The organism is Streptomyces sp. BR1 (assembly GCF_052373795.1).
Lineage (GTDB): Bacteria > Actinomycetota > Actinomycetes > Streptomycetales > Streptomycetaceae > Streptomyces.
The window spans coordinates 4,614,035-4,638,119 of the sequence record NZ_CM126252.1; the positions used below are offsets into that span (position 1 = coordinate 4,614,035).

Genomic DNA, 24,085 nt, shown 5'->3' on the forward strand with positions numbered 1-24,085 from the left:
GCCGGTCCGCTTTCGCGTACCGGCCCTCGACCTTCAGGGTGAGTAACGGGACTCGAACCCGCGACATCCTGGACCACAACCAGGTGCTCTACCAGCTGAGCTATACCCACCATGCATGGCCGGACTGTTGTGGTCTTGGGAAGTCCCTGGGGGCTTTCCCTACCGGCCGAGAAAAAGTGTACAGGGTCTTGGAGGGTGCTCGCGCACATGTTTCGCGGGGCCCTCCCAAGGTGCCCTCGGGGCGGTGACGAAAGCCGGGCGGGGGTCACCCCCGCCCGGCCCCGACACACCCCTCGCGGATTACTCCGCAGGCAGCACGTGCTTCGCCGCGATCGTCTTCGCCGTGTCCGAGTCCGGGCCGGGCTGCGGGACGAAGATCGCCTCGCGGTAGTAGCGGAGCTCCGCGATGGATTCGCGGATGTCCGCCAGCGCGCGGTGGTTGCCGTTCTTGTCCGGGCTGTTGAAGTACGCCCTCGGGTACCAGCGGCGGGCGAGCTCCTTCACCGAGGAGACGTCCACGATCCGGTAGTGGAGGTACTCCTCCAGGGCCGGCATGTCGCGCGACAGGAAGCCGCGGTCGGTGCCGACCGAGTTTCCGCACAGCGGGGCCTTGCCCGGCTCCTTGACGTGCTCACGTACGTACGCCAGGACCTGCGCCTCGGCGTCCGCCAGCGTGGTGCCGCCGGCCAGCTCGTCGAGGAGCCCGGAGGCGGTGTGCATGGTGCGCACCACCTCCGGCATGGTCTCCAGCGCGGCGTCCGGGGGACGGATCACGATGTCCACCCCTTCACCGAGCACGTTCAGCTCCGAGTCGGTGACCAGCGCGGCCACCTCGATAAGTGCGTCGTCCGCCAGCGAGAGCCCGGTCATCTCGCAGTCGATCCACACCATGCGGTCGTTCATGCGCCTTAGCCTACGGGGCCGCTCCGCTGCCCCGGCAGACTCGGACGCATGTAACCGGTGGCGTACATGTCAGCGACCGACTTTCCCGGCTCCGGCGGCGGCGCGTGCGAGACCGCCGACGGGCCGACCAGGGCGCTCGCCGCCGCCGTGCGCCGGGACTGCGGCAGTGCCTGCGGCGGCACCGTCTCCAGCGCCGGCGGACCTCCGGACGGTTCCGCCTGCGGCCTGCGCGCCCGGTACGCCGCCCGGTAGGACGCCGGGGACGAGCCGAGCTGGCGGCGGAAGTGCCCGCGCAGCGCGACCGGGGAGCGGAAGCCGCAGCGGCCCGCCACCTCGTCCACCGAGTAATCGGAGGTTTCGAGGAGGCGCTGGGCCTGGAGGACCCGCTGGGTGATCAGCCATTGGAGCGGCGCCGATCCCGTCAGCGAGCGGAACCGCCGGTCGAACGTCCGGCGTGACATGTACGCGCGAGCCGCCAGCGTCTCCACGTCGAACTGCTCGTGAAGATGCTCAAGCGCCCACGACACGACCTCGGCGAGCGGGTCGGAGCCGATCTCTTCAGGTAAAGACCTGTCCAGATAGCGCTCCTGCCCGCCACTGCGCCGCGGCGGGACGACGAGCCGGCGCGCGAGGGCTCCGGCGGCGTCGCTGCCGTGGTCGGTCCGCACGATGTGCAGACAGAGATCGATTCCGGCCGCCGTACCCGCCGACGTCAGGACGTCCCCGTCGTCGACGAACAGCTCGCGCGGATCCACGTGCACCGACGGATACCGCTTGGCGAGCGTCGGCGCGTACATCCAGTGCGTGGTCGCCGGGCGCCCGTCGAGCAGCCCCGCGGCCGCAAGGACGAACGCGCCGGTGCAGAGGCCGACGATGCGGGCGCCTTCCTCGTGCGCCCGGCGCAGTGCGTCGAGCGCGGCCGCCGGTGGCGGCGATGTGATGGACCGCCAGGCGGGCACGACCACGGTGCCGGCCCGGTTGATGGCCTCCAGCCCATAGGGCGCGGTCAGTTCGAGCCCGCCTGTGGTCCGCAGGGGGCCCTCCTCTCCGGCACAGACCAGCAGGCGGTAGCGGGGAACGCCCGCGTCCTGCCTGTCGATCCCGAACACGGAGAGCGGAATGGAGCTCTCGAAGATGGGGCCGCCACTGAACAGCAGTACGGCTACGACTTCCCGGCGGCGACGGCCGGCGAGCTTCCTTGTGGCCTCCGGTGATGCGGCAGCGGAGTCCTGGCTCATTCTGCTAAGCCCCCCTCGGTGTTCGCGGCTCCCCGTTCTTGTCGGGCTTGTCGCTCCTGCACTTTTCCCCTTGGTTTTGCACGAGTCCCCCAGCCTTCGATACGCATGATCGAATCTACTGCGTTCTGTGGCGTCGGCGTGACAAGTCCGGTACTCAGCGCTATGTCGACTTGGCAACTTGGCGCGAAGCATTCGATCACGAAGGGTTTCACTCAAGGCGCCCGCAGGGAAGTGCGCCTCACGCGCATGGCCCGTACCTGTATGGCCGAAGCGGGTGCCACAGCGCTTTTCGCCCTGGTGGCAAGGGGGTTGGCAGGCCAATCCGGACAGGGATCAGGGGGGAGGGGAAGTTGGCTGAAAACATACGGGTCCGCGTGTACGAACGCGTCAGTCCAACGGCGAACTTTCGCCGTTGTGCCGAGCGCCGCGGTGCGCACCGGCGCCCGTCCGGCCGTGCCGCGCGCGCGTGCCGGGCGTGGGACGCGGCAGCGGAGTCGTCCGTTCCGCACGTCCCCGCGCGGCCGCCCGCTCGGACCGGCGCAGCAGCAGCCGGCAGGCCGCCGTCACGGCCGTGAGCCCGAGCGCCGAGCCCGCCGCTCCGCCGAACGTGTCCCCGTACACGACGAGCACCACCGGGACCAGGACGCAGCTGAACGCCGCCCAGCGCACGACGTCGCCCGCGCTGTCACCGGTTCCCCAAACCGGCGCCCGTACGCCCCGCGCGCCGCTTTGCGCGCCGTCGTCCCGGCGTGGCGGACCCCCGGCGGGCGCGGGCGCGGCGGGGGCGTGCGGGGTGCGGGCGATCCTCGGGGAGCCGCCGGGCGGCGTGTCCTCGAAGGCGTCCTGGGCGACCGGCGGGGCGGGCACGGGCATGGGCTCCCTGGGGGCGTCGGAGAACGGCGCGAGATCAGCGTCGAAGCGGCCGCGTGTCTAACGGGGAGGTACCGCTTCCGGTCACTGCGCGTACACAGCGGGGCCACAGCCGGACCACAGTGGCGGACGCCCGGAAGGGCCCGTGGTCACACGAAATGTTGAAGCGATGACCTCTGTACCGGCCAACGGCCATTGCCATCCGGGGCGGGCTCGTGCATGCTCCGGGGAACGCCGTGCAGCATCGGCGGCTCTGGGCAGGAGAGGAGTGTCGCCGTACCCTTGGGGGTATGGGCTTGGGAAGATGATTCCCGGACACAGCTCCGCCGCCAACTGTCGCCCTCCCATGAGGATCCAAACGCCGAGACACCCATGGCCGGTCAAGAATTCCCCGAACCCGCGGACCGCAAGCAGGTAGCCGACCCGACGTCGGACCTCCAGGCGGCAGAAGACCCACGTCTGTCCTGTGACCCCGCCTTCCGGCACGGAGTGGTGGTCGGATTCGACGGCTCCACGTCCAGTGAACGCGCCCTGGCGTACGCGATCGGCATGGCCAGACGGTCCGGCTCCGGCCTGATCATCGTGCATGTCGCCAACCGGCTGCCCACCACCGTGTGGGCGGGCTGCGAGCCGCCGGTCTTCGTGGACGTGCCCGACCACCGCACCGAAGTCCTCGGCCTGGAGCTCGCCTGCGCGGACTATCTCGCCGAGGTCTCCTGGATCCTGGTCGAGCGCGGCGGCGACATCTGCCATGAACTGGAAGAAGTCGGGCGGGAGTACGCGGCGGACGCGATCGTGGTCGGCTCCACGCACGGCATCGTCGGCCGGATCTTCGGCTCGGTCGCCGGTCGCCTCGCGCGTAGAGCCCAGCGCCCCGTGGTCGTCATTCCGTAACCCTGTCGTGTCCGTACGTTGTCCCAGCTGAGACAGCGTCAACTCCCTTGCGCACACGGCGAATCTACCCTCCGGTAGGGGTGGATTGTGCCCTTGTGAAGGGTACATAAGGGTCACTGGGAAGCAGCACGACAGCAGCACAACTGCACATGAAGGGAGCCCGTCGTGGACCACGAAGCCCCCGCGGGAAGCATCACTTCCACTCTCGGTCACCTCGCACTCGGACTCACCCTGCTCGCCTTCGGCCTCGGCACGACCAAGGTCATCCACGGCGTGACGGTGGCGGACGCCGTGGCGATCGCCACCTACATCGGCGGCATCGGCCTGTTCGTCCTCGGGATCGTCGCGTTCCGTGACCAGGACGCGTTCACCGGCACCGCGTTCGCGGGCCTGGGCGCCTTCTGGTTCACCTGGGCCAGTGGTGCGGACTCCAAGTTCTCGGCCAACGCGGCAGGTCTGTTCCTGCTCCTGTTCGGGCTGCTCGCGCTGAGCCTGGCGGTCGGCGCGGCCGGCGCGGGACCCATCAGGCAGGGCTCGTACGCCCTGCTCTTCGTCGCCCTGGTGCTCCTCGCCATCGCGGACTTCGCCACCAACGACGGCCTGGGCAAGGCCGGCGGCTGGGTCGCGGCGGTCGCGGGCGCGGTCTCCTGGTACGGCGCCACGGCCGGCCTCGCCAACTGGCCGACGACCCTTCCGCGACGCGCGGCCGGCCGGGGGGTGACGGCCGCCGGCTAGGCACGCGCGTGCCGGTGCAATGGGCGGCATCGGCGAACAAAGGAGCGGCCCCGCACGCCTGGTGGCGCGTGCGGGGCCGCTCTGCGTCGCTTCGCAGCGACCGGTGGACTACTCGACCGTGACGGACTTCGCCAGGTTGCGGGGCTTGTCGATGTCGCGGCCCATGGCCAGCGCCGTGTGGTACGCGAAGAGCTGGAGCGGGATGCCCATCAGGATCGGGTCCAGCTCGTCCTCGTTCTTCGGGACGACGATGGTGTGGTCGGCCTTCTCCTGCTCGCGGTGGGCCACGGCGAGGATGCGGCCGCTGCGGGCCTTGATCTCCTCCAGGGCCGCGCGGTTCTTCTCAAGCAGGTCGTCGTCGGGGACGATCGCGACCGTCGGCAGCGCGGGCTCGATGAGCGCCAGCGGGCCGTGCTTGAGCTCGGAGGCGGGGTAGGCCTCGGCGTGGATGTAGGAGATCTCCTTGAGCTTCAGGGAGGCCTCAAGGGCGACCGGGTAGCCGCGCACACGCCCGATGAACATCATCGACTGGGCGCCCGCGTACTCCTTGGCCAGCTTCTCGATCTCCGGCTCCATCGCCAGGATCTCGGAGATCTGCGCGGGCAGCTTGCGCAGGCCCTCGATGATCCGCTTGCCGTCGGCCACCGACAGGTCGCGGATGCGGCCCAGGTGCAGCGCGAGCAGCGCGAAGGCGACGACGGTGTTGGTGAAGCACTTGGTGGAGACGACGCAGACCTCGGGGCCGGCGTGCACGTAGGTGCCGCCGTCGGCCTCGCGGGCGATCGCCGAACCGACGACGTTCACCACGCCGAGGACGCGCGCGCCCTTGCGCTTGAGCTCCTGGACGGCGGCGAGCACGTCGTAGGTCTCACCGGACTGCGAGACCGCGATGTACAGCGTGTCGGGGTCCACGACGGGGTTGCGGTAGCGGAACTCGGAGGCCGGCTCGGCGTCCGCGGGGATGCGGGCGAGCTCCTCGATGAGGCCGGCGCCGATCAGACCGGCGTGGTACGAGGTGCCACAGCCGAGGATCTTGATCCGGCGCACACCGCGGGCCTCGCGGGCGTCCAGGTTCAGGCCGCCGAGGTGGACGGTGGAGAACCGGTCGTCGATGCGGCCGCGCAGGACGCGGTCCACGGCGTCGGCCTGCTCCGACATCTCCTTGTGCATGTACGTGTCGTGGCCGCCCATGTCGTAGGAGGCGGCCTCCCACTCGACGGTCTCGGGGGTCGCGGTGGTGCGGGTGCCCGAGGTCGTGTACGTACGGAAGTCGTCGGCCTTCAGGGTCGCCATCTCGCCGTCGTTCAGGGTGACGACCTGGCGGGTGTGGGCGATCAGCGCGGCGACGTCGGAGGCGACGAGCATCTCCTTCTCGCCGATGCCGAGGATGACCGGGGAGCCGTTGCGGGCGACCACGATGCGGTCGGCGAAGTCGGCGTGCATCACGGCGATGCCGTAGGTGCCCTCGATGACCTTGAGCGCCTCGCGGACCTTCTCCTCAAGGGTGTCGGCCTGGGCGCGGGCGATCAGGTGGGTGATGACCTCGGTGTCGGTCTCGGAGGCGAAGACGACGCCCTCGGCCTCCAGCTTGACGCGCAGCTCGGCGGCGTTGTCCACGATGCCGTTGTGGACGACGGCGACCTTGTTCTCGGGGTCGAGGTGCGGGTGCGAGTTCACGTCGCTGGGGGCGCCGTGGGTGGCCCAGCGGGTGTGCGCGATGCCGGTGGTGCCGGTGAAGCGCTTGGGGACGCGAGCCTCCAGGTCACGGACGCGACCCTTGGCCTTGACCATCTTCAGCGCGCCCGACTTGGGGCTGTTGATGACGACGCCCGCGGAGTCGTAACCCCGGTACTCCAGCCGCTGCAGACCTTCGAGCAGCAGCGGAGCCACATCACGCTTACCGATATAACCGACGATTCCGCACATAAAGTCTCTACCCCTCCATCGACGTACAGGTTCTACAAGATCAAAAGGTGTGTGCTCGGCCGCAGACGACTCAGCCGTAGACGATGCGGCGCAGCTGCCGGAGCGAGAGCTCCGGTGGCGCCACGGCGCGGTGCGGCAGCTCGGCCGCGATCCGCTCGAAGATCTCCGCGTTCACCAGGCCACCGGACTGCAGCTCACGGTGGCGGCGGCGGACGAATTCCTCGTACGTCTCGTCGAAGTACGCCAGCACATCGAGCACCACCCGGGCCGCCTCACCGCGCTGGAGCGCGGTGCTGCGCACCAGATGGTCGATGAGGTCGTCGTGGGACGACGGGCTGCGGCGTTCGAGCACCCGTCGATATTGCGGTGTATCGAGCCCCCACGCAAGAATCCTGCCCGATATCGGGCAGGATTCTCATGATCATACGCGTCCTGGTCTGTACCAGGGGTCGTATCTGCGGGGTGCTTCGCAGGGGCGCTCGGGAGGCGCCTCAGAGCCGCTTCAGTACGGCCTGCTTGGCGAAGGTGAACTCCTCCTCGGTGAGAATCCCGGATTCCCGCAGGTCACCGAGCTCGCGCAGCCGCCGGAGCAGGGCGTCGTGGTCGTCGGCGGCGGGCGCGGCGGCGAGCGCGGGGGCGGCAGGCGCGGCAGGCGCGGCCTCCAGGGCCTTCGGCTCGGGCTCCGGCGCGTGCGGATGTGGCATCCGTACGACCACGGCCGAGGCGAGCAGCGCCATCAGCGGGTCCTTCTTGAACCCGTTGAGCTCCACGGCGTGCGGATCGCGCCCGGCGGGCAGCCGGGGCGCGTTCGGCGAGCTCACGAACCGCACATGCCCGTCCACAAGCCCGCGCGCGGGCTGCCACTCCACCGCGTGCAGATCCTCCAGGGCGAGCGTGGTCGGCCCGCTGCCCGTCTTCACCTCGTCGGTGTGCCAGGTCCATTCGAGCCGGACGGTGCGCCCGTCGAAGCTGGCCGTGCCGTCGCCCGCGCCCACGGTCATCGGCAGCGAGGGCCCCGGCAGCAGATAGCGGTCGACCGGCCCGGTGGGCACCGAGTCGAGCAGCAGGGAGTTGCGGACCTCGTCCACGAAGTACTCGGCGATCGCCGCCGCCTTCGTCTCCACGGTCAGGGTGTACGGATCGGAGGCGTCGTCCAGCTTGCCGCCGGTGACCTGGAGCAGCGGGTCGGCGCCGTCCCGCAGCCTCAGCCGCAGCCGCCCGGTCCTGCGCCCCGGCTCGTACGCCACCCCGGCGAGCGCTTCGAGCGGCACGGTGATCTCGCCGAGCGTGCGGCGCAGCAGGCCGACACTCTTGTCGCTGCCGGGCACGATGCGTACGCCGTCCCCGTCGAAGGTCCAGGTCCCGTCGTTCTGGATGATTTCCGCCATGAGGTGATTCTTCCATCGGGCGTGTACGGACGGCCCGTTGGCTGCTGGTCTACACCTTGACCGCCGGTGGGGCGGGCGGTTGTGATGGTTCCCGTTCGTTTGCTCGCGTCCTCTGCTCGCGTCCCCGTCGAAGGGAACCGCTTGTGAGACTGAGACTGAGACAGCACAGAACGATGGCCGGTCTGCTGGGCGCCCTGCTGCTCATGGCGGCGGGCCTCTCCTCGACCCCCGCAGCGGCAGCGTCCCGGGCCGCGCGCCCGCTGGGCCGGCTGGTCCCCGCCCCGGCGTCGGTCGCCCCCGGCGGCTCCCCGTACACGATCACGTCCTCCACCCCGATACGGGTCGACGCCGCCGCCGGGGCCGAGGGCCGCCGGATCGCCGGGTATCTGGCGGACGTCCTGCGCCCCTCGACGGGGTACGCGCTCCCGGTCGGGCCGGACGGCTCCGGCGGCATCCGGCTACGGCTGTCGGGCGGGACGCGGCTCGGGGACGAGGGGTACCGGCTGGTGAGCGGCCGGGGCGCGATCACGGTCACGGCGCACCGCCCGGCCGGACTCTTCCACGGCGTCCAGACGCTGCGGCAGCTGCTGCCGGCGTCGGTGGAGAAGCGCACCCGGCAGCAGGGCCCGTGGCAGGTGGCGGGCGGCACGATCACCGACACCCCGCGTTACGCGTACCGGGGCGCGATGCTCGACGTCTCCCGCCACTTCTTCACGGTCGCGCAGGTCGAGCGGTACATCGACCAGCTGGCCCTCTACAAGATCAACAAGCTGCACCTGCACCTCAGCGACGACCAGGGCTGGCGGATCGCCATCGACTCGTGGCCGAGGCTGGCGACGTACGGCGGCCAGACGCAGGTGGGCGGCGGCAAGGGCGGCTACTACTCGAAGGCGGACTACCGGCAGATCGTGAGGTACGCGGCGAGCAGGTACCTGGAGGTGGTCCCGGAGATAGACACTCCCGGCCACACGAACGCGGCCCTGGCCTCCTACGCGTCCCTGAACTGCGACGGGGTCGCGCCCCCGCTTTACACCGGCACGGACGTCGGCTTCAGCTCGCTGTGCGTACCGAAGGATGTGACGTACAAGCTCCTGGACGACGTGGTGAGGGAGCTGTCGGCGATGACGCCGGGGCGCTATATCCATGTGGGCGGCGACGAGGCCCACTCCACTCCCCACGCGGATTACGTGACGTTCATGGACAAGGCGCAGGCGATCGTCGCCAAGTACGGCAAGACGGTGATGGGTTGGCACCAGCTGACGGGCGCGCGTCCGGTGGCCGGGGCGGTGGCCCAGTACTGGGGTACGGAGGGGAACGAGGCCGAGGTGGTCGCGGCGGCGAAGGCGGGGACGCGACTGGTGATGTCCCCGGCGAACCGGGCGTACCTGGATATGAAGTACGACGCGGCGACGAAGTTGGGGCTGGACTGGGCGGGGTTGGTGGACGTGGACAAGTCCTATGCCTGGGACCCGGAAACGTTCATTACGGGTCTGCCGTCCGGGTCGGTCCTGGGGGTCGAGGCCCCGCTGTGGTCGGAGACGCTGACGACGAGCGCGGACATCGAGTACATGGCGTTCCCGCGCCTGCCGGGGATCGCGGAGATCGGCTGGTCCCCGGCGTCGACGCACTCCTGGCCGGACTACCGCTCCCGCTTGGCCGAGCAGGGTCCGCGGCTGGCGGCGCTGGGGGTGAATTTTTACCGGTCGCCGGTGGTGCCGTGGGAGTGATTCCCCCCGCCCCACTCCCGTCCAGGGCTCCGCCCCGGCACCCCGCTTGGACTGTGTCCCGGCCCCTCCTGAAGACAACCTGGATCACGACATACGTGACGCCCGACGCCGCGTGGCGCCGAACCTGCAAGTCGGCCCCACGCGGCGGCCTCGGCAGTTCACCTCGGGACGGCTTCTGCCGCCCCGTCCGCTCCCGCCTCGCTCACGTAAGACTCGCAGGAGAACTCACTGAACTGAGGCGAGGGGTAGAGGGACGATCTGCCCGCGACGTTGTCTGTCCGGGCGACGACAGCACCATGATCAGTCACGAAGCCTGGTTCTGACCCGTTCAACGAGGGCTACCAACACGGGTGTCAACGCTTTGACAGCAGGAAGCCGATGGCTCCGGGCTACAGATAGAACCAGGATGACGACGGTCCCGCAGACGATCGCCACCGGCGCGACCACCACTGCGGTGAGAAGCCACTGCCCTCCTGCGGCCATGTGCACGTAGACCTGATCTGCTGCCATCCGGCTGGTCGCGCCCACGAAAGTCTCCTTACGCACCCGTTCTTCAGTCGACAGGCCTAGGATGATTTGTCAGTTTGAGGGGAGCTGAGATGACAAACCTCCGCACTGATGTCGAGAAGGCACTGGGCTGGCCGGTGTCCGACGCCATGTGGGAGGACCTTGACGGAGACGGAATGAGCTGGCGCCCGGACCGTGCGGCGGCCCGCCAGGAGCTTGTCGAAGCAATCAGGCATCGAACGGCCGTATATGGGCGCATTCCTGTCATCCGGGCGGGTAGTCAAACGCCGCCGATGCGGCCAGCCACGGCTTCTTCCTCAGCGAGGATCGATGCACTCTCTGCCATCTATGCGGCCTGGGCGAACAGTGACCTCAAAGTGAATTGGTTTCGCCGTTCCCATTTGGTTCCCCAGAACACGCTCGAGTACGAAGCGTGGATAGCAGGAAGAGGTGATTATCCAGAGTTTCAACTCCTCGCACCGGAAGATGTGGATCAGTGGATTATGGATCATTTCAATGGCGATTCCCCTGATGGCAACGGAAACCGGCATATTGAGGACCTCCTTACTGCGCGTCGACCGGGCGGAAGCCCTGTAGTCGACCTTTGGTACATTGCGAGCCACCGCGAGCGGGCTCTGACGGTTGACTCCCGATGGACCCTGGGGGAGCTCGCCAAGTTGACCGAGGACATGGCAGATACGTACCAGTGGCGCCAGTCGGAGGCAGCTACCTTCGTGCTTACAGGGCGACAACCCGAGGTTTTCGTTTACTCGGGATCTGCATCTATTCGTCATGGCGCGACAGCCGCTTGCAGCCGCGTCACGATGACCCTTGATCCATTCCTCACACCCGATCAAGTGGCGGGCATTTATGGTCGACTCAAGGCCCGACTGCATTCAGGTCCTATAAAGTCGCTGTCAGAGAAGCACTATCGACTCGCTCAACATATCGGGCCGCATTTTGTTTCCCGTGTCGATCAGCCAGGGCGTACCGCCAGGAAGGGCCGCCCACTGCAGGCAGGCCCGACCGGACTGGTTCACATTATCGAGCCAACAGACGGGGCCACTTGGCAGTCTCTGCGCCGAGATTGGAACGATCGATACGGGCATCGCGCGGGTAGAGGCAGCAAAGGGTGGCGCTACGGCAGCGAAAATCACCCTAATTTCATGCGCGACGCAAAGAAGGCGTATGTACGACTACTCTTTCCGCCCTGGAAGGGGCCGGACGAGTCGGCGCAATCACAATGACGCCAGGGAAGCCTTCCGTAGGAAAAACCTGCAGCTCATTCAGGGTGGAAGCCAGAGCCCCTGTCGGGTTCGAACCGACGACCCCCTACTTGCGAGCGCCGGAGGGGCGGGGTCTGGCGGGGAGGCTATCCCTTGAGCATGGCCACTTCGGTGATGTGTGGCGCCAGTGCCCGTACGGATCGGGCGTGCTGGAACGGCTTCAGTCGGAGCCGCATGGTCTCGAAATGCTCGTCGCCTCGGGCGGATGAGATGTGTTCGTAGTCTTCCAGGAATCGTGCCCATGAATCACACGCCGCGTCGAGGTGCCCGTGTTGCAACTGACGTTGCGCCAGTACTGCGTTGAAGTGGACCCGTCCTTGCCGCTCATTGGCCGGTTGCGCCTTGAGCGCCTGCTGTAGGGCGCTGATGGAACCCGGCAGATCCTTCCCTTCGTACAAGACGTGGGAGACATGGAAGGCGTAGGCGGACTGGTCGTATCCGCCGATCGACTCACGGCGGTTGTCGGCCTTCATCAGCGCGGTTTCCGTGGCGGTCAACAATTTCCGCGCACGCCGATGGGCACCCACCATGGATGAGGCGTGTGCCTGCTGTCCTGTCAGGAACGCCTGAAGCCGTGGACCTGCCTTCGGTGCGGCTTCGGCCGCCGAGTCCGCGAGTTGCACGGCCAGGGGGCCGTATCCGAGATTGGATGCCTGAAGGCTCATCCCCCGTAATGTCCGGCAGTACGTCACGTGGTCGTCCGCCCGGCCGGCGAGCTTGAGAGCCTTCAGATAGTACTTTTGTGCGGTGCCGTGATCCCGCTCGTACATCGCCATCCACCCGGTCAGATAGACGAGGTCCGACGCTGCCGCCCACATGTCTTTCCGTACCGTGTCCTTGGCTTCGGCGCGGAGCCAAGGAACGACGGTGTTCACCAAGAAGGCCGCAGCCATCGGCCTTGCGTGTGCTCCGCCGAACTCATCGAGAATGTCGGCGATCTTGTCAGTCATTTTGCGGACCGACTCGACTTGACCCGTGCCGATTCGCACCGTCATCTTGCCCGGACTCACCGGAACGGCATCTGCGGCGTGCGCGGAGTCGGCGAACATCGGAACGGTCAAGGCTGCGGAGAACAGGCTGGCTGCGGCGATCACGCCACGGCGTGATGGATCCATATCCGCCCTTCCCAGATCGACGATTTCCTCTACGGCGTCGACGCCGGGCGGGGCTTTGTCGGACGTGGCGAGCGGCAGTCCGGCCTCGGCGTGCGTGACCGTGCGGTGCAGCTTGCGCGAGAACGCCTCGACGATCACGCGCCTGACCGGGGCGTTCGGCACTGTGCCACTGACCCAGTGCGACATGGCCGACTGGTCGTAGTGGAGATCCAATCCAGCTTCGGCGCCCAAGCGGTTGACGATGCTCGCGAACTGCGAGCGAGACCATTTCGCCTGCTTGAGCAGGTTTTCCAAGCTCAGGTTCGGTGTACGTGAGCGGTTCGCCATGCCCTCAACTCCCGACGGACTGCGTGGCGTTCATGGCTTTCATGCCTCGGCCTCGCTCCCACGGTACCGCTGAGAGTGGTCGTGCGGTTGCGTAGAGGCAGGAGAGATCGCCGAGGCGGGACTCACACCCGCAAGAGAACGGATGCCCCATGGCGCACGCTGACATCGACCAGGCCGACCCGCCACGCCGACGCATCAGGGCCGTGGTCCTGGTTCGCAACAGATACGGCGACATTCTCATGGTGAAGCCCAGGCGCGGGCACGCCGATCGGAAGCAGGGGTGGCAGCTTCCGGGCGGTGGAACACATGCGGGCGAGCCCATCGCCGTCGCTGCGGCCCGCGAGCTGCTCGAAAAGACCGGGCTCAAGCGCAAGCTCTCGTACCTGCTCATGGTGGACCAGGTACCTGCGAGCGCGGACCAAGCGAGCGCCGAGGGCATCAACTTCGTACTCGACGGCGGAACGCTCGACAACGATGAGGCCGCCGCGGTATCGCTGCCCGAGAGCGCGCAAGGCGAACTGTCCGCGGTCGAGTGGGTTCCCGCGGGGCAGCTGGACGAACTCGCCTTGCCCTACCAGGCTGCCCGGATTCGCGCGGCGGCACGTGCGTTCGAGTACGGCATGAGGCAGCCGATGTTCCTGCTCGGCGAGCTCGTCGGCTCGTAGTCCAGGCCCCTGGCAGGGGTGGGCGTTGAACCGCCATACACCCATCGAGGAGACAGAAATGACTGCTCTCGCGGACACCGCCGCACTTCTCAAGCCCAGTGCTCGTCACCTGGTCCCGGACGCCAGCTTCGTGACCGCCGTGCACATCGTCCAGCGCTGCAATGCGGGCCTTCACGACGATATGGCGAGCCGTATCGTCGACGAGGCGCTGAAGTTCCTGGCCGCCGCAGCGACCAACCGGACGCCGGGCTTCGCCCTCCGCCCTTCGCGTATCGTGGATGAGGGATGGCACGCCCTCCTGTGGGACACGAAAACGTACGAGTCGCTGTGTGCTTTCCTCGGGCGGTTCATTCACCACGTGCCCGAGAGCCCGGCAACCAAGAAGCACGACACCGCCACGGTGGACCGGACCCTCGCGGCCATCCGGAGCGCCGGATACCTGCCGGACGACTATCTGTGGGCCAAGGAGACGCAGAACTCGGTGCTCGTAGCGGCCGACTGCATGCACAGCGAGTGCACTGACGGTGGTTCCAACTGTGCGGCTCCGGAGGCGAATTGAGGTGTGTGAACGTCCGCGCGGCGCACTGTCCGCCTCCTAGACTCGACTGAGGTCGGCAAGAGGGGAACCGCAATGGGCAAAGAGGACGACAGGCAGCGCCCCGGTGCATGGAGCGATCCCAGGTACGGCGAGGTACTGGACTACTGGTACGGCCTGCGAACCGCTCGGCGTGCCAACGGGCGCCCCTGCCGAGTCTGCCGGCACGGTCGCGGGGTGACGCTCACGATCCACCCCGCCACTCACAAGCCTCTCAACACCGAGTGCACGGACTGCAACTCGGCAGGGCACTAGACACACAGGACGTCCGCCGCCCCGTACGGCGGGTGGGGGGCAAGACCGTCACAGGTGGGCTGCCCCCGGACCTCAGCCTTTCGCGATCGGGTTGCTCAGGTTCCCCACCAGTTGCAGTGCCCCCGCCGGATCCGTCAGGTCCACCATCTGGCGGTTGTTGCGGAGCTGCAGGCGGTTCAGGCAGGACAGGGCGAACTCCGGCGCGAACATGTCGTACTGCTTGAACTTGTCGGCCAGTTCCGGGACGGAAGCCTGGTACGACGTGACGCACGACGCCACCGCGTCCCAGAAGTCGGACTCCGTCAGCACCCCCTCACTCACCAGCGTCGCGTTCAGGAAACGGAAGAAGCAGTCGAAGACGTCCGTGAAGACGGACAGCAGCTTCGTGTCGTCCGGCACGTCCATCCGGATCCGTTCGACCTCCGGCGGCAGCACCGCGTCCGGGTCCATGACCACGATCTCCTCGGCGATGTCCTTGAAGATCGCCCGCGAGACCGTGCCGTCCGGCGCGAGCACCAGGATCACGTTTTCGCCGTGCGGCATGTACGCCAGGTCGTACGCGTAGAACGAGTGCAGGATCGGGAGCAGGTACGCCCGCAGGTAGCGCCGCAGCCACTCCTGCGCCCCCACCCCCGACTCCGCGATCAGCGCGCCCGCGAACGACGAGCCGGCGCCGTCCACATGCAGCAGCGACGCCATCGTCGCCAGCCGCTCGCCCGGCGCCAGCGACGGCACCGGGCTCTCGCGCCACAGCGCGGCCAGCATCTTGCGGTACGGCGAGTAGCGGTCGGTGGCACGTTCGTACTGGCGGTGGTGGTAGCCGATCGCCGCCCGCTCGCGGATGATCGAGAAGCGGACCGAGCGGAGGACGGAGTCGCGCTCCACCAGCCCCGCCAGCCAGTCGTTGATCGCGGGCGTCGCCTCCATGTACGCCGCCGAAAGCCCGCGCATGAAGCCCATGTTGAGGACGGAGAGGGCGGTTTTCACGTAGTGCTTTGACGCGTCCGTCGTGTTGTAGAACGTGCGGATCGACTGTTGCGCCAAGTACTCGTCGTCGCCGACCCCCAGCGGCACCAGCCTGTTCTGCGCCACCTCCGCCGCGAACGTCACCGACAGCTTGTTCCACCACTGCCAGGGGTGGACCGGCAGCAGCTGGTAGTCCGCGAGGTCCAGACCCCGCTCGGCCAGCGTCGCGGCGAAGCGCTCCAGCGTCGCCTCGCCCAGCTCCGCCCGCATCAGCGTCTCGTAGTCGAGCCCCGCGCCCGAGGTGAACGTCGCCCGGTCGCGGCGCGCGGCCAGCCAGATCAGCCGGACGGGAGCGGCGGCCTCCGGCGCGTACGCGGCGTACTCGTGCGCACCGAACCCGAGCCGCCCGTTGTTGGCGACGAAGCAGGGGTGGCCTTCGGTCATCCCCGTCTCGATCGCCTGGAAACCGGACTTCGCCAGCTCGGCCGAGGAGATCTGATCCTTGGTCAGTTTGTACGCCGTGCCGGAGAGCGTGGACGAGATCTCCTCCAGATACACCGGCAGGATCTCGTCGCTCAGGCCGAGCGTCGCGCGCAGCTCGATGAAGAAGTCCAGGGCGTCGAGCGGGAGTTCACCGCCGTCCAGGGAGTGGCGCGAGATCGACTCCGGGTACACCTGCCAGTGGTCCAGCGCGAACCGGCCCGCCGTGAAGCGGTACTCCGCCGTGCCGTCGTCACTGCGTACGCTGTACCGGTCCTCGCCCAGCGGCTGCGGCGTCAGCAGCCGCTCGTGCGCGAACTCGGCCAGCGCCTTGCGCACGAGCAGCCGGTTCGCCCGCGCCCACAGCTCGGGGGTGAGGTGCGGTACGGCTACCTCGGTCATCGTCTTCGTCATCGCGCGCTCTCCTCGGTCGCGGCCTCGAACGCCTCCCGCGTGCACACGCTGAGCAGCGCCGTCTTCTCCGGCTTGGCGATCTCGCCGACCACGTCGAAGCCGACGGCCGCGTTCAGCGCGTGCACCGCCTTGTTGCCGACGTCGGGCTCCACGACGACCCGCCGGGTCGCCGGGTCCGCGAACAGGTGGGCCATCACGGCGGTGATGACGGCCTTGGTGAAGCCGTGGATCGGCGCTCCCGTCGGCGCGACCAGGAAGTGCATGCCGACGTCGCCGGGCTCGGGGTCGTACAGGCCGACCAGTTCGCGGTGGGCCGGGTCGTACCGCTCCATCAGGAACGCGGGGGTGCCGTCGTGCAGGCCGAGCAGCGCGTCGTGGTGGTCGTCGGCCGCGATCTCCATGTACGCCCGCTCGACGTCCTCCAGTTTCGCGTCCTGCATCATCCAGAACGCGGCCTTGGGGTGGGTGACCCAGCCGTGCAGCAGCTCGGCGTCCTTCAAGGGGTCGAGGGCGCGGACGGTGAAGGTGCCTATGTCGGTGAGGGTGCTCATACGGCGAACTCCTGGAAGGCGATGGACTTCTCGACCGGGTAGTACTCGCGGCCGAGGAGCTCGCCGATGATGTACGCGTTGCGGTAGGCGCCCATGCCCAGGTCGGGCGAGGTGATCGAGTGGGTGTGCACGGCGGCGTTCTGCAGGAAGATCTCGCGGCCGGTGGTGTCGATGGCGTAGTTGCGGGCCACGTCGAAGCGGCCGCGGCCGTCCCGCTTGAGCCGGTCGGAGACGGGCTTCAGGAACTCGGGCTCGGCGTACTTGTAGCCGGTGGCCAGGACCAGGCCCTCGGTGGTGAGCGTGAAGTCCTTCCCCTGCTCCTCCTGGCGCAGACCGAGTTCGTACGAGCCCGTCGTGGCGTCGTAACTCGCGCTGTTCAGCGAGGAGTTGGTGAGCAGGCGCGTCGGGACCGGGCCCTTCAGGCTCTTCTGGTAGAGGAGATCGAAGATCGCGTCCACCAGCTCCGAGTCGATGCCCTTGAAGAGGCCCTTCTGCTCGGACTCCAGGCGGTAGCGGGTGTCCTCGGGCAGCGCGTGGAAGTAGTCCGCGTACTCCGGCGAGGTCATCTCAAGCGTCAGCTTGGTGTATTCGAGCGGGAAGAAGCGGGGCGAGCGGGTGACCCAGTTCAGCCGGTAGCCGTGGACGTCGATCTCGCTCAGGAGGTCGTAGTAGATCTCCGCGGCGGACTGCCCGCTGCCTACCAGAGTGATCGACTTCTTCGCCTGGAGCGCTTCCTTGTGGTCCACGTAACGGGAGTTGTGCAGGTAGTCGCCGCCCAGGCCCTGGCACGCCTCGGGGACGAACGGCGGGGTGCCGGTGCCGAGCACCAGACGGCGGGCGCGGAACTCGGAGCCGTCCTCGGTGCGTACGACGTACAGCTCGTTCTCGTACGTCACCGTCTTCGCCGTCTGGTTGAAGCGGATGGACGAGAGTTTCCCGGCGGCCCAGCGGCAGTAGTCGTTGTACTCGGTGCGCAGGGGATAGAAGTTCTCGCGTATGTAGAACGAGTAGAGGCGGCCGGATTCCTTCAGATAGTTGAGGAAGGAGTACGGGGAGGTCGGGTCGGCGAGGGTGACCAGGTCCGACATGAACGGGGTCTGGAGGTGGGCGCCCTCCAGGAACATGCCCGAGTGCCACTCGAAGTCCGGCTTGGTCTCCAGGAAGAGGCCGCTGAGCTCGTCGATCGGCTCGGTCAGACAGGCCAGGCCCAGGTTGAAGGGGCCGAGGCCGATCCCGATGAAGTCGTACGGCTCACGAGGCTGCGTGGACAAGGTTCTCTCCCAGGTACTGCTCGGCGTGGCCGGCGATCAGATCGAGGACGGCGGCGATGTCGTGGACCGTCGTCTCGGGGTTGAGCAAGGTGAATTTCAGGTACTGGCGGCCGCCGGTCTTGGTACCGGCGACGACCGCCTCGCCGGACGCGAACAGCGCCTTGCGGGCGTAGAGGTTGGCGCGGTCGATCTCGGCGGGCGAGGTGACGGCGTCCGGGATGTAGCGGAAGACCAGGGTGGACAGGCTGGGCTCGACGACCACGTCGTAGCGCGGATCGGCGGCGAGCAGCCGCCAGCCCTCCCCGGCCAGCTCGCAGACCTCGTCGAAGAGGCAGCCGACCCCGTCGGCGCCCATCGTGCGCAGGGTCATCCACAGCTTCAGGGCGTCGAAGCGGCGGGTGGTCTGGAGGGACTTGTCGACCTGGTTGGGGATGCGCTCCTCGGCGGCGCGGCGCGGGTTGAGATAGTCCGCGTGATACGTGGCGTGGCGCAGCGTGGTGCCGTCCTTGACCACGATCGCGCTCGAACTCACCGGCTGGAAGAAGGACTTGTGGTAGTCCACGGTGACGGAGTCGGCGCGCTCGATGCCCTCCAGGAGGTGGCGCCGGGTCGGCGAGACGAGCAGCCCGCAGCCGTACGCGGCGTCCGCGTGGAACCAGGCCCCGTACTGCGCGCACAGCTCGGCTATCTCCGGCAGCGGGTCGATCGAGCCGAAGTCGGTGGTCCCGGCGGTGGCGACGACGGCCATCGGCACATTGCCCTCGGCCACGCACTTCTCCAGGGCCCGGGCGAGCGCCACGGTCTGCATCCGCTTGTCGTGGTCGCAGGGAATCGACACGACGGCGGAGCGGCCGAGGCCAAGGAGCTGGGCGGACTTCTGCACACTGAAGTGGCTGCACTCGGAGGAGAAGATCCTCAGTTTGCCGAGACCTTCGCCGTTTGGGGGCTTGGCCTCCTCGCGGGCGAGCAGCAGCGCCTGGAGGTTGGACTGGCTGCCGCCGCTGGTGAACACACCGTCGGCGCCCGGGCCGTAGCCGACGCGGCCGGCGGTCCAGTCGATCAGGCGGCGCTCGATGAGGGTGCCGCCGGCGCTCTGGTCCCAGGTGTCGAGCGAGGAGTTGACGGCCGACAGGACCGCCTCGCCGAGTACGGCCGGGATGACGACCGGGCAGTTGAGGTGGCCGAGGTAGCGGGGGTGGTGGAAGTAGACGGCGTCGCGCAGATACACGTCCTCCAGCTCGTCGAGGACGGCGGAGGTGTCGCCGAGCGGCCGGTCGAGGTCGATGCCGTCGACGAGCGGGGCGATGTCCTCGACGCCGACACCCGTGAACGGGCGCCGGGTCGCGGCGAGTTTCGACGCCACCCGCTCGACTCCTTCGGTCACGGAGCGCCGGTAGCTCTCCGCCGTCGTGTCATTGAGCAGGTGCGAACGCATGGGAAGTGTCCTCCGGACGGGGAAGGAAAGGGGGCGAGGCCGTGATCTCGAACTTAGGTTAGCCTAACCTAAGTTCGATCACAACAGGGCCTCGCCCCCCCGGGGGTGCGGTGCGTTCGTCTGCGGGCCGGTGGGGGCTTGTCGCGCAAACGACCTAGGCGGCCTCTTCCGCGCGCAGCTGGTCCTCGCTACGCCCACGCCGCCAGTAGCCGACGAACGTGACGTTCCTGCGGTCGACTTGACGCTCATTCACAAAATGACGCCGCAACTCCCGTATGGAGGAGGACTCGCCCGCGATCCATACGTACGGGTCGACCCCGGGAAGGTCGGATTCGGCTCGGACCGCGTCCACAGGAGAGGCCGCACCTTCTTCCCGCACCAACCATGTGATGGACGCATCCGCAGCGGTGGGCAGCGGCATCCGGTCCGCGCTGAACGGAACAGTGATGAACACCCGCGCCCGAGTGCCACGCGGCAGCCACTCCAGGATGGAGGACAGCGCGGGCAACGCGGTCTCGTCGCCCCACATCACGACCCCGTCGGTACCGACAGGCGGCCGGAAGCGAACGGCCGTGTTGTCGGCGATCGCCGGACCGAGGACCGCCACACGGTCCCCGGGCACGGCGCGGTCGGCCCAGCGGCACGCCGGACCGCCGTCCTGGTGGAGCGCGAAGTCGATGTCGACCTCGTCGGGCTCACGGCGCTGCGCGCGCACGGTGTACGAGCGCATCACGGCCCGTACGTCGTCGGGCAGCGCGCGGTACTCCGCGAACCACGTCTCCGGGTTGATCGCCGGCGGCAGCACGGGGGCCGCCTGGCCGGGGTGGGGCAGGAAGAGCGAGAGGCTCTGGTCGCGCCCGCCCGCCTCGAAGTACGCCAACTCCTCGCCGCCGAAGGTGATCCGGACCAGCGACGGGCCGAGCCGCCGGGTCCGTACCACTTGGAGGTCGAAGAGACGGAAGGGGACGGTGGCGGTCTCGGCTGTCAGCGTCATGGTCAGGCAACCTTCTTCGCTGTTTCGATCGCCTTCGCGAGCGATTCGAGGATCGGGGCGCACTTGTCGTACGAGTAGATCGGCTCGGTGGTGCGCGGGGTGACCTGGCCGGCCTTGACGGCGGGCAGGCCCGCCCAGGTCGGCTTGGACTTCAGGGCGTCGGGCTGCAGGGCCGTGGAGCGGTTGTCCATCATGATCACGTCGGCCTTGTACTTGCCGACGTTCTCCCAGCTCAGCTCCTCGAAGAAGCCCTGCGCGTTCACCTTCGGCTCGACGAACTTCACGCCGAGCTCCTGGAAGTACGCGGTGTCGGCGGACATCTTGGGCGCGGAGACATAGAACAGGTCGGCGCTGGCGGAGCCGATCATCACCGTCACACCGGGGTTGGCCTTCGCGGCGGCGCGCAGCCGGGCCGCGGCCTTCTCGAAACGGGCCTTGGCGGCGGTGACCTTGGCGGCCTTGAGGTCGGCGCCGAGGGAGGCGGCGAGGTCGGCGCGGCGCTGGAGCGCTGCGGGCATGCTGATCTGCGCGGCCCAGAGCGCCACGCTGGGCGCCAGCTTGAGGATCTTGTCCTTGCTGTTGTCCGGCACGTACCAGAGGGCGTCCTTCTCCCACATGTCCGTGACGAGCAGGTCCGGGCCGAGCGCCGCGTACTTCTCGACGTTGAACTCGCCCCAGACGTTGCCGAGGATCTCGACCTTGCTGATGTCGAGGTCACCGGCCTGGACGTCCGGCTTGCCGTCCTTGGTCTTGGTCGGACCGAAGACGGCCTTGACCTCGACGCCGTAGTCGTGGAGGGCGGCGGCGGTGCCGGTGAAGGCCACGATGGTCTTCGGGGTGGACTTCAGCTCGACCGTCTTGGCGCGGTCGTCCTTGAACGACCACGGCCCGGACTTCCCGGCGCCCTTGTCCGTACCGCCCGATTTCTTGTCGTCGCCGCCCCCGCAGGCGGCCAGCGCGGCCCCGAGGCCGATGGCGCCGCCGGCGGCCAGCAGACCGCGACGGGAGAGGTGGGACGCTCGGGAAATGGGCATGACGGTCCGCTTTCGTACGTGCCGGGTCGGCCACTTGACAGTTCCTGGATAGGTTAGCCTAACCTCACAAGGATCTGTAAAGGGGTCACCAAGTCACGTGGGATGCCCCGCACCTCACCGCCTGAGCGGCGCATACGTGAACCGCACCTTGTGCGACGCGGTGGGTTCGTACACCAGACGGCACGAGACGCAATGCCAGTGCCAACGATCGGCCGCGCCCGGCGCAGTCGTGGATGTGTCCTTCCACAGCGGCGGACGCCCAGGGCAGGTGGGACAGGTAGGTGGGATCACCTGACCGAGCGTGGTGCGCCACAAACGCACACGCCCGGCGGACGGGGCACGCGCCACACCTTCGGGCGACAGGCCAGCGTGTCGGCGGCCTGCCGCCCGAGGAGCGCGGGTCGATGTCAGGCGGGCAGCCCCAACTCCCGCGCGATCAGCATCCGCTGCACCTCACTCGTGCCCTCCCCGATCTCCAGGATCTTGGAGTCGCGCCACATCCGGGCCACCGGGTACTCGTTCATGAACCCGTACCCGCCGTGGATCTGCGTGGCCTCGCGCGCGTTGTCGACCGCGACCGTCGACGAGTACAGCTTCGCCAGCGCCGCCTCCTTCTTGAACGGCTCGCCGCTCACGAGGCGCGAGGCGGCGTCGCGCCAGCCGACGCGGGCCATGTGCGCCCGCATCTCCATGTCGGCGATCTTGAACTGGATCGCCTGGTTGTCACCGATCGGGCGCCCGAACGCGTGCCGCTCGTGCGCGTATTTCACGGACTCGTCGACGCAGCCCTGCGCCAGGCCGGTCGCGAGCGCCGAGATGGCGATGCGGCCCTCGTCCAGGATCCGCAGGAACTGGGCGTAGCCGCGGCCCTCCTCGCCCAGCAGGTTCGCGACCGGCACGCGTACGTCCTGGAAGGACAGCTCGCGGGTGTCCGACGCGTTCCACCCCACCTTCGAGTACGGCGCGGCCACCGTGAAGCCCGGGGTGCCGGAGGGGACGATGATGGACGAGATCAGCGGGCGGCCGTCGTCCTTGCGGCCGGTCACCGCCGTCACCGTCACCAGGCCCGTGATGTCCGTACCGGAGTTGGTGATGAAGCACTTGGTGCCGTTGATCACCCACTCGTCGCCGTCGCGCACCGCCGTGGTGCGCGTGCCGCCCGCGTCCGAGCCGCAGTCGGGCTCGGTGAGGCCGAACGCGCCCAGCATCTCGCCGGAGCACAGCCGCGGCAGCCACTCGCGCTTCTGCTCCTCGGTGCCGAACCGGAACACCGGCATCGCGCCGAGCGAGACCCCGGCCTCCAGGGTGATGGCCACCGACGAGTCGACCCGCGCCAGCTCCTCCAGGGCGATGCCGAGGGCGAGGTAGTCGCCGCCCATCCCGCCGTACTCCTCGGGGAAGGGCAGCCCGAACAGGCCCATGCGGCCCATCTCGCGGACGATCTCGTACGGGAACTCATGGCGCTCGTAGTAGTCGCCGATCTTCGGGGCGACGACGTCGCGCGCGAACTCCTCGACCGTACGGCGGAGTTCTTCGTGTTCGGCGGAAAGCCGGTGGTCAAGGGACATGGGGGGTCACTCCTTGTGGGAGTCGTGCGCGAGGGCGCGGACGGTACGGGAGGGGCTGGGGCGCCCCAGCTGCTCGGCCAGCCAGAGGCTGGTGGCGGTGAGCCGGCCGAGGTCGACCCCGGTGTCGATACCGAGGCCCTGGAGCATCCACACGAGGTCTTCGGTGGCGAGGTTTCCGGTGGCGGACTTGGCGTACGGGCAGCCGCCGAGGCCGCCCGCCGAGGCGTCGACGGTGGACACGCCGTGCTGGAGCGCGGCGAAGGTGTTGGCGAGCGCCTGGCCGTAGGTGTCGTGGAAGTGCACCCCGATCGCGGAGGTCGGCACGCCCTCCTCGTTCAGCTCGGCCAGCAGCGTCTGGACGTGCGCCGGGGTCGCGACGCCGATCGTGTCGCCGAGGCTCAGCTCGTCGCAGCCCATCTCCATCAGGGACTTGGCGACCTTGACGACCTGGTGGACCGGGACCGGGCCCTCCCACGGGTCGCCGAAGCACATCGACAGATAGCCCCGGACGTGGACCTTCTGCTCCTTGGCGCGGGCCACGACCGGCGCGAACACGGCCAGCGACTCGTCGACCGTACGGTTCAGATTGGCCTTGGCGAACGACTCGGTGGCGCTGGCGAACACCGCGATCCGGCGGGCGCCGAGCGCGAGCGCCCGGTCCAGACCCCGCTGGTTGGGCACGAGGACGGGCAGTGCCACACCCTTCATGTCGTCGAGCATGGGGAACAGCTGCTCGGCGTCGGCCAGTTGGGGCACCCACTCGGGACGCACGAAACTGGTCGCCTCGATGGTGGTGAGACCCGCCTCGGCCAGGCGGTGGATGAACTCCGCCTTGATCCCGGTCGGGATGACCCCCTTCTCGTTCTGCAGGCCGTCGCGGGCCCCGACCTCGTGAATGCGCACCGAGGCGGGCAGATCCTGCGCCGGTACGACCATGGGCA

The 24,085-nt window shown here is 68.4% G+C and carries 22 protein-coding genes and 1 tRNA gene; 6 read left to right on the forward strand and 17 right to left on the reverse strand.

The window, feature by feature from the left end; all coding sequences use genetic code 11:
- Nucleotides 1-37 precede the first annotated feature (37 nt).
- The 4 genes from ACT1U9_RS20155 to ACT1U9_RS20170 all read right to left on the reverse strand — a co-directional run bounded on the left by ACT1U9_RS20155 (nucleotide 38) and on the right by ACT1U9_RS20170 (nucleotide 3,014).
- Nucleotides 38-110 (reverse strand) — tRNA-His (locus ACT1U9_RS20155).
- Nucleotides 111-300: 190 nt separating this feature from the next.
- A complete protein-coding gene (orn, locus tag ACT1U9_RS20160) occupies nucleotides 301-903 on the reverse strand; it encodes an oligoribonuclease (protein ID WP_444534091.1) in 603 nt (200 codons plus the stop codon).
- A 5-nt stretch (nucleotides 904-908) separates the two neighbouring features.
- Nucleotides 909-2,141 carry a helix-turn-helix domain-containing protein gene (locus ACT1U9_RS20165; RefSeq protein ID WP_188278212.1) on the reverse strand — a complete coding sequence of 411 codons (1,233 nt, stop codon included), beginning with the start codon at nucleotides 2,139-2,141 and terminating at the stop codon, nucleotides 909-911.
- A 387-nt stretch (nucleotides 2,142-2,528) separates the two neighbouring features.
- Complete coding sequence (locus ACT1U9_RS20170) at nucleotides 2,529-3,014, reverse strand: hypothetical protein (protein ID WP_444534092.1); 486 nt, start codon at nucleotides 3,012-3,014, stop codon at nucleotides 2,529-2,531.
- Between the two features lie 369 nt (nucleotides 3,015-3,383).
- Between ACT1U9_RS20170 and ACT1U9_RS20175 the strand changes: the two genes are divergently transcribed.
- Both ACT1U9_RS20175 and ACT1U9_RS20180 read left to right on the forward strand, forming a co-directional pair.
- A complete protein-coding gene (locus ACT1U9_RS20175; RefSeq protein WP_188278211.1) occupies nucleotides 3,384-3,905 on the forward strand; it encodes a universal stress protein in 522 nt (173 codons plus the stop codon).
- Nucleotides 3,906-4,070: 165 nt separating this feature from the next.
- Complete coding sequence (locus tag ACT1U9_RS20180; protein WP_444534093.1) at nucleotides 4,071-4,640, forward strand: GPR1/FUN34/YaaH family transporter; 570 nt, start codon at nucleotides 4,071-4,073, stop codon at nucleotides 4,638-4,640.
- Nucleotides 4,641-4,748: 108 nt separating this feature from the next.
- Here ACT1U9_RS20180 and glmS read toward each other — a convergent pair whose 3' ends face one another.
- The 3 genes from glmS to ACT1U9_RS20195 all read right to left on the reverse strand — a co-directional run bounded on the left by glmS (nucleotide 4,749) and on the right by ACT1U9_RS20195 (nucleotide 7,954).
- A complete protein-coding gene (gene glmS, locus ACT1U9_RS20185; protein WP_444534094.1) occupies nucleotides 4,749-6,566 on the reverse strand; it encodes a glutamine--fructose-6-phosphate transaminase (isomerizing) in 1,818 nt (605 codons plus the stop codon).
- Between the two features lie 70 nt (nucleotides 6,567-6,636).
- Entirely contained in the window at nucleotides 6,637-6,918 is a 282-nt protein-coding gene (locus ACT1U9_RS20190) for a hypothetical protein (RefSeq protein ID WP_067159327.1), read from the reverse strand.
- A gap of 139 nt (nucleotides 6,919-7,057) precedes the next feature.
- Nucleotides 7,058-7,954 carry a DUF4429 domain-containing protein gene (locus tag ACT1U9_RS20195; RefSeq protein ID WP_444534095.1) on the reverse strand — a complete coding sequence of 299 codons (897 nt, stop codon included), beginning with the start codon at nucleotides 7,952-7,954 and terminating at the stop codon, nucleotides 7,058-7,060.
- Nucleotides 7,955-8,127: 173 nt separating this feature from the next.
- Between ACT1U9_RS20195 and ACT1U9_RS20200 the strand changes: the two genes are divergently transcribed.
- Nucleotides 8,128-9,681 carry a beta-N-acetylhexosaminidase gene (locus tag ACT1U9_RS20200; protein ID WP_444534096.1) on the forward strand — a complete coding sequence of 518 codons (1,554 nt, stop codon included), beginning with the start codon at nucleotides 8,128-8,130 and terminating at the stop codon, nucleotides 9,679-9,681.
- Nucleotides 9,682-9,981: 300 nt separating this feature from the next.
- Here ACT1U9_RS20200 and ACT1U9_RS20205 read toward each other — a convergent pair whose 3' ends face one another.
- The gene (locus tag ACT1U9_RS20205; protein ID WP_361433763.1) at nucleotides 9,982-10,209 is read right to left on the reverse strand and encodes a hypothetical protein; all 228 of its coding nucleotides are present in this window, start codon (nucleotides 10,207-10,209) and stop codon (nucleotides 9,982-9,984) included.
- 71 nt (nucleotides 10,210-10,280) lie between these two features.
- Here ACT1U9_RS20205 and ACT1U9_RS20210 point away from each other — a divergent pair, with 71 nt between their 5' ends.
- The gene (locus ACT1U9_RS20210) at nucleotides 10,281-11,435 is read left to right on the forward strand and encodes a hypothetical protein (RefSeq protein ID WP_444534097.1); all 1,155 of its coding nucleotides are present in this window, start codon (nucleotides 10,281-10,283) and stop codon (nucleotides 11,433-11,435) included.
- Nucleotides 11,436-11,560: 125 nt separating this feature from the next.
- Here ACT1U9_RS20210 and ACT1U9_RS20215 read toward each other — a convergent pair whose 3' ends face one another.
- Nucleotides 11,561-12,916 carry a hypothetical protein gene (locus ACT1U9_RS20215; RefSeq protein ID WP_444534098.1) on the reverse strand — a complete coding sequence of 452 codons (1,356 nt, stop codon included), beginning with the start codon at nucleotides 12,914-12,916 and terminating at the stop codon, nucleotides 11,561-11,563.
- 149 nt (nucleotides 12,917-13,065) lie between these two features.
- Between ACT1U9_RS20215 and ACT1U9_RS20220 the strand changes: the two genes are divergently transcribed.
- Both ACT1U9_RS20220 and ACT1U9_RS20225 read left to right on the forward strand, forming a co-directional pair.
- On the forward strand, nucleotides 13,066-13,581 hold the full coding sequence (locus tag ACT1U9_RS20220) for an NUDIX domain-containing protein (RefSeq protein WP_444534099.1): 516 nt from the start codon (nucleotides 13,066-13,068) through the stop codon (nucleotides 13,579-13,581).
- A 58-nt stretch (nucleotides 13,582-13,639) separates the two neighbouring features.
- Nucleotides 13,640-14,140 carry a hypothetical protein gene (locus ACT1U9_RS20225; RefSeq protein WP_361433754.1) on the forward strand — a complete coding sequence of 167 codons (501 nt, stop codon included), beginning with the start codon at nucleotides 13,640-13,642 and terminating at the stop codon, nucleotides 14,138-14,140.
- A 363-nt stretch (nucleotides 14,141-14,503) separates the two neighbouring features.
- On the opposite strand, the gene ACT1U9_RS20230 is transcribed toward ACT1U9_RS20225, so the two are convergent.
- The 8 genes from ACT1U9_RS20230 to ACT1U9_RS20265 form a co-directional block, all read right to left on the reverse strand.
- A complete protein-coding gene (locus ACT1U9_RS20230) occupies nucleotides 14,504-16,291 on the reverse strand; it encodes an IucA/IucC family protein (protein ID WP_444534100.1) in 1,788 nt (595 codons plus the stop codon).
- Entirely contained in the window at nucleotides 16,288-16,842 is a 555-nt protein-coding gene (locus ACT1U9_RS20235; protein WP_444534101.1) for a GNAT family N-acetyltransferase, read from the reverse strand. Before ACT1U9_RS20235 ends, ACT1U9_RS20230 begins: the two co-directional genes overlap by 4 nt.
- Nucleotides 16,839-18,113 carry a lysine N(6)-hydroxylase/L-ornithine N(5)-oxygenase family protein gene (locus ACT1U9_RS20240; protein WP_444534102.1) on the reverse strand — a complete coding sequence of 425 codons (1,275 nt, stop codon included), beginning with the start codon at nucleotides 18,111-18,113 and terminating at the stop codon, nucleotides 16,839-16,841. The genes ACT1U9_RS20235 and ACT1U9_RS20240 overlap by 4 nt, the downstream gene beginning before the upstream one ends.
- Entirely contained in the window at nucleotides 18,094-19,548 is a 1,455-nt protein-coding gene (locus ACT1U9_RS20245; RefSeq protein ID WP_444534103.1) for a pyridoxal phosphate-dependent decarboxylase family protein, read from the reverse strand. Before ACT1U9_RS20245 ends, ACT1U9_RS20240 begins: the two co-directional genes overlap by 20 nt.
- A 154-nt stretch (nucleotides 19,549-19,702) precedes the next feature.
- A complete protein-coding gene (locus tag ACT1U9_RS20250) occupies nucleotides 19,703-20,542 on the reverse strand; it encodes a siderophore-interacting protein (protein ID WP_444534104.1) in 840 nt (279 codons plus the stop codon).
- A gap of 2 nt (nucleotides 20,543-20,544) precedes the next feature.
- Nucleotides 20,545-21,576, reverse strand: coding sequence for an ABC transporter substrate-binding protein (locus ACT1U9_RS20255; RefSeq protein WP_444534105.1), 1,032 nt, complete (start codon nucleotides 21,574-21,576; stop codon nucleotides 20,545-20,547).
- A 407-nt stretch (nucleotides 21,577-21,983) separates the two neighbouring features.
- Nucleotides 21,984-23,144 carry an acyl-CoA dehydrogenase family protein gene (locus tag ACT1U9_RS20260; protein ID WP_444534106.1) on the reverse strand — a complete coding sequence of 387 codons (1,161 nt, stop codon included), beginning with the start codon at nucleotides 23,142-23,144 and terminating at the stop codon, nucleotides 21,984-21,986.
- A gap of 6 nt (nucleotides 23,145-23,150) precedes the next feature.
- Entirely contained in the window at nucleotides 23,151-24,080 is a 930-nt protein-coding gene (locus ACT1U9_RS20265) for a hydroxymethylglutaryl-CoA lyase (protein ID WP_444539197.1), read from the reverse strand.
- Between the last annotated feature and the right edge of the window lie 5 nt (nucleotides 24,081-24,085).